Raw genomic sequence first — 1,087 nt, forward strand, 5'->3', positions numbered from 1 at the left:
TTTCAGCTTTCATTCGTACAATTTCATTTTGCTGTTTTTTCAAGCGTTTCAGTTTTTCTGAACAATAAATTACAACGGTTTGTATATGGTTTGTTGCGTGTTTAAGTACATAATTTAGCAAATAAAAACGGAATAGAAAATCCGCGAGGATTTTCGTAAGTAGGCTAGAACTAGCAATAAATTATATACGGTGTTAGCACCTGTTATTTTTTTAGTAATATTCTATAATTCTTTCTTTTCTTGTCAATTCACTTTCTGACTTTATCCAATTTTGATTCAAGTCTAATTCATACGTAATGCTTTTGCTTTCTGTCAATTTTCCATTATAATACTTTTCCATTTTTACTTGATTTCCCAAGTTATTATGATAGAAAATTTCTTTTGATTCTGATGTTGGAAACGAATATTTCGTAGTCTTAACTTTTTTATTTTCTCGAGGGAAAATTTTCAATTCAGTTATTTTTCCAGGCGAATTACTTTTAAAAAATTCTTTTGTCAGAGTTGTGTTTTCATTAGGGTATTCATATTCCCAATTCCTAAATCCATTTGTGTCCACATATCCAAATTTCTTTTCAATAGTTTTTCCGAAACTATCAAGTTTAAATTCTGTAACCGTTTGAAGTTTATTTAAATAAGATTCTTCTTTTTTTTCAAGTCCGAGATTATTGTATGAATATTTACTCGAAAAGGTTGAATCTCCATCTGTTATAATTTGTTCTCTTATTAATCTATTCCTATTGTCATATTCGTAAAGTCTAACAATAGAAGATAAATTAGGTTCAAAATGGGTTTCTTCTTTTTCAATTATTCCGTTTTCTCCATAAAATTCCAATACTCTTGATTTTAAAGTATCATTTTCAAAAGTTTTTGTTTCGACACTTTTTACATTTCCAAATAATTTACTTTCAATAAATTCCGCTTTCCTATTTTTAGGTTTTTCATTGCAAGAATAAAATAACCCAAATAAAAGTAGAAATATTATTAAAGTGCTCGATTTCATAATTGGTGCTAACGTTCTGGATAAACCGTCGTTTTAATGCGGTTTATGTTTTGTTGTGTGTTGTAAATGTAAGTAAATATTTCTTAC

1 protein-coding gene is annotated in these 1,087 nt (G+C 27.7%); it reads right to left on the reverse strand.

All coding sequences use genetic code 11. From position 1 onward, the window contains the following. Positions 1-211 precede the first annotated feature (211 nt). The gene (locus Q0733_RS12915) at positions 212-1,000 is read right to left on the reverse strand and encodes a hypothetical protein (RefSeq protein ID WP_298782743.1); all 789 of its coding nucleotides are present in this window, start codon (positions 998-1,000) and stop codon (positions 212-214) included. Positions 1,001-1,087: the final 87 nt, after the last annotated feature.

The sequence above is a fragment of the uncultured Polaribacter sp. genome, from assembly GCF_947500975.1.
Classification (GTDB): domain Bacteria; phylum Bacteroidota; class Bacteroidia; order Flavobacteriales; family Flavobacteriaceae; genus Polaribacter.